Source organism: Ensifer sp. R1-3, assembly GCF_056739175.1.
Window position 1 is genome coordinate 3,195,001 of record NZ_CP096515.1, and the last position, 13,919, is coordinate 3,208,919.

Annotated in this window: 10 protein-coding genes, 1 tRNA gene and 2 rRNA genes (1 of these 13 running past the window's edge); 12 read left to right on the forward strand and 1 reads right to left on the reverse strand. The window is 62.2% G+C overall.

What is annotated here, in order from left to right:
- From M1D43_RS15180 to M1D43_RS15190, 3 genes are all read left to right on the forward strand, one after another.
- Positions 1-1,972 (forward strand): 23S ribosomal RNA (locus M1D43_RS15180); it begins 889 nt to the left of the window's first position.
- Positions 1,973-2,195: 223 nt separating this feature from the next.
- Positions 2,196-2,310: ribosomal RNA gene (rrf, locus tag M1D43_RS15185) — 5S ribosomal RNA — on the forward strand.
- Between the two features lie 193 nt (positions 2,311-2,503).
- Positions 2,504-2,580 (forward strand) — tRNA-Met (locus M1D43_RS15190).
- A 115-nt stretch (positions 2,581-2,695) separates the two neighbouring features.
- Here the strand turns inward: M1D43_RS15190 and M1D43_RS15195 are convergent.
- Entirely contained in the window at positions 2,696-3,643 is a 948-nt protein-coding gene (locus tag M1D43_RS15195) for a sugar-binding transcriptional regulator (protein ID WP_153320523.1), read from the reverse strand.
- Positions 3,644-4,024: 381 nt separating this feature from the next.
- Between M1D43_RS15195 and M1D43_RS15200 the strand changes: the two genes are divergently transcribed.
- The 9 genes from M1D43_RS15200 (at position 4,025) to M1D43_RS15240 (ending at position 13,904) form a co-directional block, all read left to right on the forward strand.
- Positions 4,025-5,653: an ABC transporter substrate-binding protein gene (locus M1D43_RS15200; protein WP_153313497.1), complete on the forward strand. Its 1,629-nt coding sequence runs from the start codon at positions 4,025-4,027 to the stop codon at positions 5,651-5,653.
- 93 nt (positions 5,654-5,746) lie between these two features.
- Positions 5,747-6,760 carry an ABC transporter ATP-binding protein gene (locus M1D43_RS15205; RefSeq protein ID WP_153320524.1) on the forward strand — a complete coding sequence of 338 codons (1,014 nt, stop codon included), beginning with the start codon at positions 5,747-5,749 and terminating at the stop codon, positions 6,758-6,760.
- The gene (locus M1D43_RS15210) at positions 6,757-7,755 is read left to right on the forward strand and encodes an ABC transporter ATP-binding protein (protein WP_003535735.1); all 999 of its coding nucleotides are present in this window, start codon (positions 6,757-6,759) and stop codon (positions 7,753-7,755) included. Before M1D43_RS15205 ends, M1D43_RS15210 begins: the two co-directional genes overlap by 4 nt.
- The gene (locus tag M1D43_RS15215; protein ID WP_003535733.1) at positions 7,752-8,678 is read left to right on the forward strand and encodes an ABC transporter permease; all 927 of its coding nucleotides are present in this window, start codon (positions 7,752-7,754) and stop codon (positions 8,676-8,678) included. Before M1D43_RS15210 ends, M1D43_RS15215 begins: the two co-directional genes overlap by 4 nt.
- 17 nt (positions 8,679-8,695) lie before the next feature.
- Positions 8,696-9,577: an ABC transporter permease gene (locus M1D43_RS15220; RefSeq protein WP_010970321.1), complete on the forward strand. Its 882-nt coding sequence runs from the start codon at positions 8,696-8,698 to the stop codon at positions 9,575-9,577.
- A 12-nt stretch (positions 9,578-9,589) separates the two neighbouring features.
- Positions 9,590-10,357, forward strand: coding sequence for a glycerophosphodiester phosphodiesterase family protein (locus M1D43_RS15225; RefSeq protein ID WP_153313495.1), 768 nt, complete (start codon positions 9,590-9,592; stop codon positions 10,355-10,357).
- Between the two features lie 67 nt (positions 10,358-10,424).
- Positions 10,425-11,339 carry a TIM barrel protein gene (locus M1D43_RS15230; protein ID WP_127595871.1) on the forward strand — a complete coding sequence of 305 codons (915 nt, stop codon included), beginning with the start codon at positions 10,425-10,427 and terminating at the stop codon, positions 11,337-11,339.
- Positions 11,340-11,729: 390 nt separating this feature from the next.
- Positions 11,730-12,557 carry a transporter substrate-binding domain-containing protein gene (locus M1D43_RS15235; protein WP_318853664.1) on the forward strand — a complete coding sequence of 276 codons (828 nt, stop codon included), beginning with the start codon at positions 11,730-11,732 and terminating at the stop codon, positions 12,555-12,557.
- Positions 12,558-12,623: 66 nt separating this feature from the next.
- Complete coding sequence (locus tag M1D43_RS15240; RefSeq protein WP_003535723.1) at positions 12,624-13,904, forward strand: NAD(P)/FAD-dependent oxidoreductase; 1,281 nt, start codon at positions 12,624-12,626, stop codon at positions 13,902-13,904.
- Positions 13,905-13,919: the final 15 nt, after the last annotated feature.

Genomic DNA, 13,919 nt, shown 5'->3' on the forward strand with positions numbered 1-13,919 from the left:
CAAACTCGGAAATAGCTGGTTCTCCGCGAAAACTATTTAGGTAGTGCGTCGACCGAATACCCTCGGGGGTAGAGCACTGGATGGGCTATGGGGACTCACCGTCTTACTGATCCTAACCAAACTCCGAATACCGAGGAGTACTAGTCGGCAGACACACGGCGGGTGCTAACGTCCGTCGTGAAAAGGGCAACAACCCTGACCTCCAGCTAAGGTCCCCAAGTCATGGCTAAGTGGGAAAGGATGTGAGGATCCCAAAACAACCAGGATGTTGGCTTAGAAGCAGCCATCATTTAAAGAAAGCGTAACAGCTCACTGGTCTAAATAAGGGTCTTTGCGCCGAAAATGTAACGGGGCTGAAGCCATGCACCGAAGCTGAGGATGTGGTCGTAAGACCGCGTGGTAGCGGAGCGTTCCGTAAGCCAGTGAAGGGATACCCGTGAGGGGTCCTGGAGGTATCGGAAGTGCGAATGTTGACATGAGTAACGATAAAGAGGGTGAGAGACCCTCTCGCCGAAAGACCAAGGGTTCCTGCTTAAAGTTAATCTGAGCAGGGTTAGCCGGCCCCTAAGACGAGGCGGACACGCGTAGTCGATGGGAACCACGTTAATATTCGTGGGCCTGGTGGTAGTGACGGATTGCTCAACTTGTCCGGACTTATTGGATTGTCCGGGCGGGGACGCGGTTCCAGGAAATAGCTCCACCGTATAGACCGTACCCGAAACCGACACAGGTGGTCAGGTAGAGTATACCAAGGCGCTTGAGAGAACTATGTTGAAGGAACTCGGCAAATTGCACGCGTAACTTCGGAAGAAGCGTGACCCTTTTCTACGCAAGTAGGATGGGGTGGCACAGACCAGGGGGTAGCGACTGTTTATCAAAAACACAGGGCTCTGCGAAGTCGCAAGACGACGTATAGGGTCTGACGCCTGCCCGGTGCTGGAAGGTTAAGAGGAGGGGTGCAAGCTCTGAATCGAAGCCCCAGTAAACGGCGGCCGTAACTATAACGGTCCTAAGGTAGCGAAATTCCTTGTCGGGTAAGTTCCGACCTGCACGAATGGCGTAACGACTTCCCCGCTGTCTCCAACATAGACTCAGTGAAATTGAATTCCCCGTGAAGATGCGGGGTTCCTGCGGTCAGACGGAAAGACCCCGTGCACCTTTACTATAGCTTTACACTGGCATTCGTGTCGGCATGTGTAGGATAGGTGGTAGGCTTTGAAGCGGGGACGCCAGTTCTCGTGGAGCCATCCTTGAAATACCACCCTTATCGTCATGGATGTCTAACCGCGGTCCGTCATCCGGATCCGGGACAGTGTATGGTGGGTAGTTTGACTGGGGCGGTCGCCTCCGAAAGAGTAACGGAGGCGCGCGATGGTGGGCTCAGAGCGGTCGGAAATCGCTCGTCGAGTGCAATGGCATAAGCCCGCCTGACTGCGAGACTGACAAGTCGAGCAGAGACGAAAGTCGGTCATAGTGATCCGGTGGTCCCGCGTGGAAGGGCCATCGCTCAACGGATAAAAGGTACGCCGGGGATAACAGGCTGATGACCCCCAAGAGTCCATATCGACGGGGTTGTTTGGCACCTCGATGTCGGCTCATCGCATCCTGGGGCTGGAGCAGGTCCCAAGGGTTTGGCTGTTCGCCAATTAAAGCGGTACGTGAGCTGGGTTCAGAACGTCGTGAGACAGTTCGGTCCCTATCTGCCGTGGGTGTAGGAATATTGACAGGATCTGTCCCTAGTACGAGAGGACCGGGATGGACATATCTCTGGTGGACCTGTTGTCCTGCCAAGGGCATAGCAGGGTAGCTATATATGGAAGGGATAACCGCTGAAGGCATCTAAGCGGGAAACCCACCTGAAAACGAGTATTCCCTTGAGAACCGTGGAAGACGACCACGTTGATAGGCCGGGTGTGGAAGTGCGGCAACGCATGAAGCTTACCGGTACTAATCGTTCGATTGGCTTGATCGTTCTTGTTGCCTATGCTCATCGAAGATGAGCATCGCAACTTTCTTTGTCCTCACGCGCGTAGCGCTGCGGACGGCGCGCGCCACAAGGCGCGACGCGCTCTGCGCTTGCGGCCTCACGGCCGGGGCGACAGACAGAAGACGTGTTCAAAAGAAGTGAAAAACTTCACCAGCTTCTCAAAATCGGTTCGAGCCTGCACCGCAGGCTCAATCTTGCGCTTTGCCGACCTGGTGGTTCTGGCGGGGTGGCTGCACCCGTTCCCATTCCGAACACGGCCGTGAAACGCCCCAGCGCCGATGGTACTTCGTCTTAAGACGCGGGAGAGTAGGTCGCTGCCAGGTCTGCAAAACGCAGGATAAACAAAACCGAACATCTTCTCTCACAAGCCGGACCGGCCGATACAGACCGGCCGCCGAACAAGCGGCCTTTCGATCGCCAGACCGAACCAAAACATACGAGATTTGCTTCGCAAAACTCGGCGAGATTTTGGCTCGCAAAACTCAGACGAGATTTTGCTTCGCAAAACTCGGATAACGCGGGGTGGAGCAGCCCGGTAGCTCGTCAGGCTCATAACCTGAAGGCCGCAGGTTCAAATCCTGCCCCCGCAACCAAACACACACACATATACACGCCAAAAGGCCCGCAGCAGCGGGCCTTTTGGCGTTTGAGGGCCTCCCAGCGCCGAAAGGGCGGCCGTTTTGCAGCGTCGTTTCCAGTCGATGTCCATCACCTTTCCTCCGCGCGCTGCAGCATCGCCATGGCGGTCTCGGCGTCGGTGATCATGATCGTTGGCAGCCTTGCCCGTGCCAGGGCCAGGAGAATGTCGTGCTTGTGCGAACCGCCCGAGGCAATGATGCGGCAGGGGATGCGGCGGTAGTCGTCGAACTCGGGCGAGAGCACCTGACGGTTGAGCGGGTGATCGACGGGGTTGCCTTCGGCGTCGATATACCGGCCGAGGAGATCGCCGACCGCACCGCGGGCTATGAGTTCGCTCACCTTCGTCCCTTCCGGAAGGCCATAGCGCACCTGCAGGGAGTGCTGCGACATGTCGCCGGCGCTGAGATAGGATATGTCGACGTCGCAGATCTGGCGGAAGGTCTTGCGGAACACCGACTGCGCAATCAGGGCCTCGCGCGATTGCGGAGTTTCGGCATAGATAGGCGCGACGAAGTAGTGGCATTGCGCCTTCAGCACCTCCGCGAAGCCGCGGACGATCTCGAAGGTGTTGATCTCCGAACCATGCGTCAGCCCGCCCATCATCGATCGGACATCGATCCGGGGTTCGTTGGCGGGCGTCATATGCTGCATCGTCTCGCGTAAGGTCGCTCCCCAGCCAACTCCAATGGAGTGTGGTTTCCGCGTCTGGATCAGGCGATCGAGATAGGCGGCGGCGCCGCGCCCGATGACCGCGTGGAGAAGGCGCGGATCGGCCGGGGTGGGCATGACCACGGCATCATCCAATCCGAAACGGTCGCGCAGCCGCGATTCCAGCTCGACACTCTCGACAAGGGGTGAACTAAAGTTGATCCGGACGATGCCCTGCTCCAGCGCCGCGGCAAGAAGCTCGTTCACCCTCCGGCGTGTGAGACTCATGCGCTCGCCGATCTCGGCCTGCGTCAGTCCTTCCACGTGGTAGAGCCAAGCGGCCTTGGCCATCAGTCTCTGCTGCCCCATGCACCCCCCCTGCAACGCTGCGCGTCTGGTCAGACGCATGTCATCCTTAATCGGGCAAGGCGACATGGAGAAGAGTTACATACGTCACATCAGTGTTACACATGTGAACTAATTGGCGTCTGACGACATTCGGTTGGACGCTTACCCCCAATGACTGCAGCTTCATTCATCATCGCTTTCCACTGCACGCCGACAGGGCGCGGAGTTGCGCAAGCGATGTCTCCTAGGGACCTCTGTCGGCAAGACCGTCCACAGTTTGGTCGTCGAGCCCCTGTCACGAAAGTTTCACCCAAACATCAGGAAGACGACGTCTGGCGGAACTACATCCGACGCTGAACAGCATCCGCGCGGGTGCTCGATTCCATCCAAAAGGAGAGTCTCATGCTTTCAATCAACCGCCGCGCCGCGCTGGGCCTCATGGGCGCGACTGCGGGCAGCTTGGTCCTGCCGCGCTTCGCGTTCAGCCAAGGCAAGCGCCCATCCGTCACCATCGCCGTGCAGAAGATCACCATCAACAATACACTCGACGTCTGGAACGAGCAGTCGAATGTCGGTGAGCGCGTGTTCTTCCCAAACCTCTGGGAGGGTCTGATCCTGCGCGACTGGATGGGCAATCAGGGTCCGGTTCCCGGCCTTGCGACGGAATGGAAGCGTATCGACGACAAGACCCTCGAGCTCAAGCTGCGCCAGGGTGTGAAGTTCCACAATGGCGACGAGCTCACGGCCGACGACGTCGTGTTCAGCTTCTCCGCGCAGCGCGTGTTCGGGGACACCCAGCCCGCAGGCGGCAAGACGGTCTTCGAGGATGAGCACAAGCCGGCCACCGCCAAGGAACTGCCGGCAGTCGTGCCGGGCACCGGGCGCCGCCTCTGGCCGGCGCTTGCCGGCGTCGAGGCCGTCGACAAACATACCGTTCGCTTCCACAACGCGACGCCGGACGTCACCATCGAGGGCCGCCTTTATGCCTTCGGCAGCCAGATTGCCAACCGTCGCGCCTGGGACGAGGCGGCGACCTATATGGACTGGGCACGCAAGCCGATCACCACCGGCCCCTATATGGTCGGCGAACATAAACCGGACGTTTCCTTGACGCTCGTCGCCTTCGACGACTACTGGGGCGGCCGCCCGCCGCTGGAGCAGATTCGCTTCGTCGAGGTTCCGGAGGTTTCGTCGCGCGTCAACGGCCTGCTCTCCGGCGAATACGACTTCGCCTGCGACCTGCCGCCGGACCAGATCGCTGCGGTTCAGGCCGCACCCGGATATGAGGTCCAGGGCTCGACGATCCACAACCACCGCATTTCCGTCTTCAATGTCCAGAATCCGACGCTTCAGGACCCGCTCGTCCGCCGGGCGATGACCCATTCGATCGACCGCCAGGCGATCGTCGATGCGCTCTGGTCCGGTCAGACGACCGTGCCGGCCGGCCTGCAGTTCCCCTTCTACGGTGACATGTTCGTCGAAGGCTGGGCGGTTCCGGAATATAATCCGCAGCTCGCCAAGGATCTCCTGAAGCAGGCCAATTACAAGGGCGATGCGATCCCGTTCCGACTTCTCAACAATTACTACACGAACCAGACTGCGAACGGCCAGATCATGGTCGAGATGTGGAAGCAGGTCGGCCTCAATGTCGAAATCCAGATGAAGGAAAACTGGGGTCAGATCCACGACCCGTCCGGCGCGAAGGGCGTGCGCGACTGGTCGGCCGGCGCCGCCTTCAGCGATCCGGTCTCCTCGATCGTCGCCCAGTTCGGGCCTAACGGCGAGGTTCAGCAGAAGAAAGACTGGGCAAATGCCGAGGCCAACCAGATGGCCCAGATCCTCGAAACGGAAACCGATCATGCGAAACGCAAGAAGGCATTCGCCCGCATGCTCGAGATCTGCGAGCGCGAGGACCCGGTCTACCAGGTGCTTCACCAGAACGCGGTCTTCACCGGCATGAAGTCTTCGTTGAACTGGAAGGCGGCGCCCGCCTTCGCCATGGACTTCCGCGCCGCCAACTGGGCCAGCTGAATTCGACTACGCCGTGTTCCGGCAGCCCGGCGGCTGCCGGAATCCTTTGAGGACCGGGCGGCGATGCCGCGGTCGAAACACCGGGAATGAGAAATGGGCGCTGCCAAGCCGGATCTCGTAGCATTGCGGGACCTGAAGGTCGCTTTCGATGGCGTTCAGGTTCTGCATGGCATCGATCTCAATGTTGCCAAGGGAGAGGCTGTCGGCCTCGTCGGCGAGTCGGGATGCGGCAAGTCCGTGACCTGGCTCGCGGCGCTCGGGCTGCTTCCGGGCAAGGCGGCTGTCACGGGTTCTGTCCGGATCGACGGCCGGGAACTGTGCGGGGCACGCCGCGCCGCTCTCGAGGAGGTCCGCGGCGGGCGGATCGCAATGATTTTCCAGGACCCTTCGAGCTCTCTCAATCCCGTATTGCGCATCGGCCGCCAGATCGTCGAGGCGCTTTACATTCACCGCGGTCTTCGCGGAGATGCGGCGCGCGTCGAGGCCCTGCGGTTGATGGACATGGTCGGCATTCCCGATGCGGCGCGGCGCTTCGATCTTTATCCGCACGAATTTTCCGGTGGGCAGTGCCAGCGCCTGATGATCGCGATGGCGCTCGCGGGCGAGCCGGACCTGCTGATCGCCGACGAGCCGACCACGGCGCTCGACGCGACCATCCAGGCGCAGATCCTCGATCTTCTGAACACGCTTCGGGCCGAGACCGGCATGGCGCTCGTCTTCATCAGCCATGATCTGGGCGCGGTCTCGCAGGTTTGCGATCGCGTATGCGTCATGTATGCCGGCCGGATCGTCGAAGAGGGAAGCGTGGCGCAACTCTTCTCGGAGCCGCGGCATCCCTATACGCGGGGACTGTTCGATGCCATTCCGCGGATCGACGGGCCGCGCGACCGGCTGATCCCTATCCCGGGGACCGTACCGAGCCCGAAACATCTGCCTGCGGGCTGTTCCTTCTCGCCCCGGTGCCCCCGCGCCGTCGATGCCTGCGGGAGCGACTACCCGCATCTCGAGCCCCAAGGCGACGGACGCCGCCTTGCCTGCATGCGCCCCGTGCCAGCGGTCACGCGCGGCGACGCTGAGAGAAGAGTTCCCGAAGGGCTGATGTCGTGACTGCGCTGATCGAAGCGGACGAACTCGTGCGCATCTACGAAGTCCGGCGCGGGCTCTTCGGCCGCCCAAGCCCGGTGCGCGCCGTCGACGGGATTTCGCTCGCGGTCATGCCCGGCGAGACGCTCGGAATCGTCGGCGAATCGGGGTCCGGCAAATCGACATTGGGGCGGATGCTTCTGGGGCTCGATCCGGCGCAGGCCGGCGAGGTGCGCTTCGAGGGAAGCCCTATGCCGAAATACGGTACGGCCGGATGGCGGGCGCTGCGCGCCAAGATGCAACTCGTCTACCAGGATCCGCTTGCGGCACTCGACCGGCGCCTGACGATTGCAGCGCAGATCGGCGAGCCGCTCGATATTCACCGGCTCGTCCCGAAAGAACACCAGGCCGCCCGCATTGCCGAACTGATGGCGGCTGTCGGGCTTCGCTCCGACCAGGCCGGGCGCTTCCCGCATGAGCTTTCCGGCGGCCAGCGGCAGCGGGCCGTCATCGCCCGCGCCCTTGCTTCGCGGCCGAAGCTCCTGGTCTGCGATGAGCCCGTCTCCGCCCTCGACGTTTCGATCCAGGCGCAGGTCGTCAACATGCTGCGCGATCTCCAGGAAAAGAACGGCATCGCCATGATCTTCATCAGCCACGATCTGAAGGTCGTGCGCAACATCGCCGACCGCGTCGCGGTGATGTATCTCGGCCGGATCGTCGAGGAGGCTTCTTCCGACGTGATCTTCCGGGCGCCGCAGCATCCCTATACGAAGGCGCTCGTCTCGAGCGTCCCGGTCCCGGGCAAGCCGCTCGAAGGCCGGGTGATCCTGCAGGGCGAACCGCCGAACCCGGCCGATCGTCCCTCGGGCTGCGCTTTCCATCCCCGCTGTCCCGTTGCGCGCGACATCTGCCGCACGAGCGTGCCTGCGCTTCGCCGGACCGGCAACGGCCGGACGGCGGCCTGTCATGCGGTGGCGGGCGAAACCGCGTCGGTCGAGACCCTTAGGAGACGGGCATGATCCGCTTCGTTCTCGTGCGTCTGATGCGCGCCGTGATTACGATCCTCGCCGTCGTGACCTTCGCTTTCGTCGTGCTGCGCATGTCGGGCGATCCGGCCCAGGTGATGCTCGGTCCCGATGTGCCTCAGGACGCCGTCGACGCGTTCCGCAAAACCTGGGGTCTCGACCAGCCGATCTGGGTACAATACCTCGCCTATATCAAGTCCATCTTCACCGGAGATTTCGGCGTGTCGATGCGCGACAAGGCCTCGGCGCTGCGACTGGTTCTGGAGCGGGTGCCCGCGACGCTGCAATTGACGCTTCCGGCGCTGATCCTGAAGCTGATGATCGGTATCCCCGCCGGCGTCTATGCCGCGCTCCACCGCCAGAGCTTCGCCGACCGCGGCGTGATCACGCTGGCGATCATCGGCTTTACCGTTCCGTCCTTCGTCATGGGCCTCGTGCTCGTACTGATCTTTTCGGTTCTTCTCGGCGTGCTGCCGTCCGGGGGCCAGGATACCTGGATGCATGGGATTCTGCCGACGATCACGATGAGCATCGGCGGGATCGGCATTCTTGCCCGTTTCTCGCGCAGCGCCATGATCGAGGTGCTTGGGCAGCCCTACATCCGCACCGCCTCGGCGAAGGGGCTGAAATGGCGCGACGTCATCTGGAGCCATGCGCTTCCCAACGCCGCAGTCCCGATCGTCACCATCGTCGGTTTCATGGTCGGGTCGCTGATCGCCGGCGCGGTCGTGGTGGAATCGATCTTCTCCTGGCCCGGCATCGGGCGGCTGCTGATCGTTTCGGTCAGCAATCGCGACCTCGCCGTCGTGCAGTGCATTCTGCTGATCATCGCCGCGGCAATGGTGATGTCGAACCTCGTCGTCGATCTGCTCTACGGCTGGCTCGACCCGCGGCTGCGTTCGCATGCCGGGCATTAGATCCAAGGAGATGCGCTATGGCTTCCGTTGATCTGGCAGAGAGATCGCCTCTTGCAGGATGGCTACGAGGCTCCCTTTCCTTCCTTCGGCGCAAATTGCCGCTTTCGGTGGCGTTCGGCTTCCTCTGGCTCGCAGCGATGATCGTCATCGCGCTTTTCGCCGGCTACCTGCGGCCGTATGACATCACGGCGATGGATCTGACGAGCCGGCTGTCGGCGCCCGGAACGCTGAAGCACTGGCTCGGCACCGACGAGCTCGGCCGGGACGTGCTGTCGCGGCTGATCCAGTCGATCCGCGTCTCGCTGATCATCGCCTTCGGTGCGACGGTGCTTTCGGCGGTCTTCGGCACGGCGCTCGGTTTCGCGGCAGCGCGGTTTCGGGGCTTGACCGAGCATCTGGTACTCGCGCTTGCCGATTTCCAGGCGGCCCTGCCGTTTCTCATCATGTCGCTCGCGGTGCTGGCCTTCTTCGGCTCCTCCATGGTGCTGCTCGTCTGTCTCATGGGCTTCTACGGCTGGGAACGCTACGCGCGCATCGCCCGCGGCCTGGCGATCTCGGCCGGGGCGCAGGGCTATGCTGCCGCGGTGGTGCAACTCGGCGCCACTCCGGCGCGGGTCTATCTCCGCCATATCCTGCCCAATGTCGCATCGACGCTGATCGTGTCGATGACGCTGACGTTTCCGGAGATCATCCTGATGGAAAGCGGGCTGTCATTCCTAGGTCTCGGTGTGCAGCCGCCGGAAACGAGCCTCGGCAACATGGTCGGCTTCGGGCGCGAATATCTGACCCGCGCTCCCTGGATCATGCTCGCTCCGGCTGCCGTGATCATGCTCACGACCCTTTCCATCTCGCTTGTCGGCGACTGGCTTCGCGACAAGCTCGATCCCACCGTGCGTTGAGGACCCAATCCCATGACGAAAATCATCGGCCACCGCGGCGCCCGCAATCTCTGGCCGGAAAACTCGCTGACGGGTTTCCGCAATGCGCTGCGGCTCGGCGTCGATGCCATCGAGTTCGACGTGCACTTGACCCAATCAGGAGAGTTGCTCGTCATTCACGACGCCACGCTCGACAGGACCGTACACGCGACCGGACCGGTGCGCCGGCTTTCTCCCGAGAGGTGGCTCGCGACGCGGTTGCGCGATACGGACGAGAGCATCCCGACATTGAGCGACGTGCTGGGCATACTTGCAGCCAGGGACGGACTTCACTTGCACGTCGAGATCAAGTCCGACGAAACGGGAACGCCTTACCCCGGCATCGCCGCCCGAGTAGCGGAGGAACTGCGGCGCTTCGGCGTCGACCGCCGCTCCCATCTCACGTCTTTCGATATATCGGTCCTCGAGGAGTGCCGCCTCCATGCGCCGCATGTCGCGCGTCTCGTCTCCGTCAATGCCGACTGGGCGGCGCGGCAAGGCGGTCTCTCTGCCTTTCTCCCGGCCGCCGACGGCCTCGTGGACATCGTAGCGATCCACCACGAACTGATGGCGGACGAGTGGGAACTCATCCGCAGCTCGGTGCCTATGGAGCGGCTTTGCGTATGGACCCTCAACGAGGAAGCGGGCATCCGCCGCTGGCTCGAAAGGGGAATCGGGCATCTGACCTCGGACAGTCCCGATCTGGCGCTCGGCCTCCGTGACGCCGAAGTCGCATCAATGCGCCTAGAGGAAAAGTTATAGCGGTTTCCGACCGGAAACGCGTATTTTCTAGTCCGGTCGTAGCCGGTCATCTCAATGGGGACAATCAATGAGCAATATCATCGCAACCGGCTTCAGTTCGGGTTCCGTCGACGGCGAACTGGAGAGCCTCGAGGCCGACCTGCGCCGACTGAGGGAACTCGGCGTCGACACGGTCGAGCTTGGCCTGACCAGCATCGACCTCATCGCCGGCGGAAGACTGATCAAGGAGCGCGTGGAGCGGCTTGTGGCGCTGACCCGCCAGTTCCCCTTTCGCTACACGGTTCACGGCCTCGTTTCCTCGAACTTCATGGATCCGGCAACCGCGGCCTATCAGCTGGAGGCGGCAAAGGCGCTGGTCGAGATCTGCGATCGCATCGGCGCCGGCATCATCGTTCAGCACGGCGGTCACCTGCGCGCCGAGCAGCTTTTCGAGCGGGCGGAGTCAGACCGGCGCGAGCGTGACGCTTTGTTCGAGCTCGCGGAATTCGCACGCCCCTACGGCGTGCGCATAGCGCTCGAAAATATCTTTTCAACGGTGCCGGGACAGTATCGCCAGACGCCGGCCGAAATCGCCGAGACGGTTAGGGCCGTCGACCATTCCAATCTGGTGGCGCTGATCGACTTCAGTCATGCCTATATCGAGTCCACCTATCGCGGCTTGAATTTTCGCGAGCAGATCCGCGCCATGGCGCCCGTTGCCGGGCACCTCCACGTCCACGATTCCTTCGGCCGCCCGCAGGCCTTTTATCAGGCGTTCTATCCGCAGGAGGCGACGGCACTCGGTATCGGCGACCTGCACATGCCGCTCGGCTGGGGCGACATCGACTGGGAGGATATTTTCGGTGAACTGGATTTCCTGCCCGAGACAGTGCTGATGATGGAGATCGGGCCGCGCTATCGCAATGAGCAGGCCGAATGCCTGAAGCGTGCTCAAGGGCTGATGCTGCTCAATGGCGGCCGCACCGCAACGGCTGCCGAGTGATCGCGATCTGAAGTTGTCATTGCTGCGAAGGCGGGGCTCTGGCGGATGCCGGGCTCCGCCTTTCCGCGTCCAGCCCTTGGCGCGCTTTCAGGATAGTGTGTAGAGCCTGGCTCCACGCCGTCGCGTTGAACGCCGCCTTATTCCTTCGCACTCCGGCCGAGTCCATCACCGATTCGCATAGTCTCATCATTTCGTTTCATGGCCGCGTGCGCCATGCGGCCTTGACACCGCGTCAGTAGGATTTACTAATTCAGTTGTCAGACATCTTATAACTGGGAGCACGCTGCATGTTCCGTGGATCATGCAGCAAGTCGAAGTGCTACAGCGACCATTGCGCGCCTTGCGAGAGACGCGACGCTGTAGGGCTGGCTTATCGAAGAGGAGGATTACGTGAAAGGACTGTTTGCAAAGCTCGCTATCGGCGTTGCCGCACTGGCGTTCGTAACCGCCGCACAGGCGGGTGAGACGCTCGATCGGGTCATGGGGAAGAAGGCCATGGTGGTCGCCACCAACAGCGGCTGGCCGCCCCAGAGCTATCTGGACGACAGCAACGAGCTGGTCGGTTTCGACATCGACGTCTCCAAGGAGATCGCCAAGCGTCTCGGCGTCGAAGTGAGCTTCGAAACGCCCGACTGGGCGACGTTGACCGGCGGCCGTTGGCAAGGGCGCTACGATCTGGGTGTTGGCTCCGTCACCCCGACCAAGGCGCGTGCCCAGGTCATCGATTTCGCCGGCATCTATTACTTCAGCCCCTATGTTTACGTGCTGCACAAGGACAGCCATGCGAAATCCGTCGCCGACCTGAACGGCAAGATCATCGGGGTCGAAACGGCGACCACGTCGGAAGATTTCATCCGCCGCCAGCTGGAGATCGATGCGCCGGGCCTGCCGCCGATCGAATATAAGATCGAGCCGGGCGAGATCCGCACCTTCGCCGATTCCATGCTGCCCTTCGACGATTTGCGTCTTGGCGACGGGGTGCGCCTCGATGCGGTCATCGCGCCGGAGCAGACCGCGCTCAACGCGGTGAAGAACGGCTATCCGCTGCGCGTCCTCGAGGGCGAGTATGCCTTCAGGGAGCCGCTTGTGGTCATCGCCGAAAAAGTCGATCCGGACTGGACGAAGAAGGTGGGTTCCATCATCGAAGAGATGAAGAAGGACGGCACGCTCGCGACGCTGACCACCAAGTGGTACGGCAAGGACTACAGCGCCGACTGAACCGATACCTGCGGGGGGCGGCTCGCCGCCCCTCCGCTTGCCACCGCGGTCGACGGGCGAGAGAAAATGTCCTATCCCAATACCTATTACAAGCAGACAATAGCCGAAACGAATGTCAGACCGCCCCTCTCCGGGACGGTCGAATGCGATACCGTGGTCATCGGCGGCGGGCTCGCCGGTCTGACGACGGCGTTGCAGCTGGCGCGCGCCGGGCAATCGGTGGTCGTTCTCGAAGCGGAAAGCGTAGGCTTCGGGGCGTCCGGCCGCAATGGCGGTTTCGTCAGCCCGGGTTTTGCCACCGGCAGCGACAACATCGCCCGCATGGCCGGGACCGAGGCGGCGCGGCAGATACACCGGCTTTCGATCGAAGGCGTCGAATTCGTCCGCGAGACGATCGAGGCGCTGAAAATCGACGGCGCACGGCCCCAGCCCGGCATCACGAGCGTGTTGCGCTACGACGACGGAGGCAGCCTGAAAGCGCATGCCGACGAGATGAGGCGCATCTACGGCTATGAGCTCGACTATCTCTCCACCGGCGAAGTCCGTTCGGTGCTGAAGTCGAACCGATATTTCCACGCCTTGCGCGACCCCAAAGCCTTCCACATGCATCCGCTCAACTATCTTCGCGGACTGGCGCGCGAGATCGAACGGCTGGGCGGACGGATCTATGAAGGTTCGGCGGCGACCGGGAGCGTGCTCGACGGTGCCGAGAAGACCGTGTCCACGTCGGGCGGCCGTGTCAGAGCGCGTCATGTCGTGTTCACCACCGGCGGCTATACGGGCCCCCTGAACGGGCGGCTGAAACGTTCGTTCCTGCCGATCGCGACCTATGTCATGCTGAGCGAGGAAGCGCCGGAACTCATTCGTACCGCCATCGCCACCACGGACGCGATCGGCGACAACCGCCGCGCCGGCGACTACTACCGCCTGGTCGAGGGCGGGAAGCGCCTGCTTTGGGGCGGGCGCATCACCACCCGTGCGGCCTCACCGGCAGCCTTGGCCGGGGAACTCCGGCGCGAAATGGTCGGGACCTATCCGCAGCTCAAGGATCTGAAGACCGAGCTTGCCTGGTCGGGACTGATGTCCTACGCGCGCCACCTCATGCCACAGATCGGCGAGATGCAACCCGGCGTATGGCATTGCACGGCCTTTGGCGGCCATGGGCTGAACACGACCGCCATCGGCGGGAAGCTGGTGGCCGAAGGCATCCTTGGTCAGTCCGACCGCTACAAGCTGTTCAAGCCATTCGGGCTCGTCTGGGCCGGCGGCTATGCCGGTCTGGCGGTAGCCCAGCTTACCTACTGGAAACTGCAAGCTCAAGACTGGTGGCGCGAGCGCGCGGCCTGAATGCCGGAGAGAACC

Bases quoted from the DNA above. Each gene is read 5' to 3' on its own strand.
- M1D43_RS15200 (WP_153313497.1), top strand. From the start codon at position 4,025: ATGCTTTCAATCAACCGCCGCGCCGCGCTGGGCCTCATGGGCGCGACT.
- M1D43_RS15240 (WP_003535723.1), top strand. From the start codon at position 12,624: ATGTCCTATCCCAATACCTATTACAAGCAGACAATAGCCGAAACGAAT.
- M1D43_RS15230 (WP_127595871.1), top strand. From the start codon at position 10,425: ATGAGCAATATCATCGCAACCGGCTTCAGTTCGGGTTCCGTCGACGGC.
- M1D43_RS15225 (WP_153313495.1), top strand. From the start codon at position 9,590: ATGACGAAAATCATCGGCCACCGCGGCGCCCGCAATCTCTGGCCGGAA.
- M1D43_RS15195 (WP_153320523.1), bottom strand. From the start codon at position 3,643: ATGGGGCAGCAGAGACTGATGGCCAAGGCCGCTTGGCTCTACCACGTG.
- M1D43_RS15215 (WP_003535733.1), top strand. From the start codon at position 7,752: ATGATCCGCTTCGTTCTCGTGCGTCTGATGCGCGCCGTGATTACGATC.
- M1D43_RS15205 (WP_153320524.1), top strand. From the start codon at position 5,747: ATGGGCGCTGCCAAGCCGGATCTCGTAGCATTGCGGGACCTGAAGGTC.
- M1D43_RS15220 (WP_010970321.1), top strand. From the start codon at position 8,696: ATGGCTTCCGTTGATCTGGCAGAGAGATCGCCTCTTGCAGGATGGCTA.